Here is a 217-nt window from a genome sequence, read left to right as displayed (position 1 = left end):
CAGTCTAAATGAAGTTGTCAAATTCAATGTATCTTTGACTGACTTGAGTGATTTTGGTGTCTTGATCGAAGTGTTTGTCGCGAATCTAAGCGAGCCATACCCTGCCCGCGCTGCCGTTCAAGTAGCTGCTCTACCTTAAGGTGGCGTGGTAGAAATCGAGTCTATTCTTTATATCGAGTAAGATGATATATGATGCTTAATATTAGTTACTAATTGT

The 217-nt window shown here is 40.1% G+C and carries 1 protein-coding gene; it reads left to right on the top strand.

Annotated elements, in window-relative coordinates; genetic code table 11:
- Window positions 1-139: Rid family hydrolase (locus V6252_RS13325; protein WP_341610756.1), on the top strand; the 139-nt coding region annotated here is incomplete at its 5' end.
- Window positions 140-217 lie beyond the last annotated feature (78 nt).

This window comes from Psychrobacter proteolyticus (genome assembly GCF_038155145.1).
Taxonomy (GTDB): domain Bacteria; phylum Pseudomonadota; class Gammaproteobacteria; order Pseudomonadales; family Moraxellaceae; genus Psychrobacter; species Psychrobacter proteolyticus_B.
Note: the sequence above shows the minus strand (reverse complement) of the source record. Positions and strands in the feature narration are given on the sequence as shown.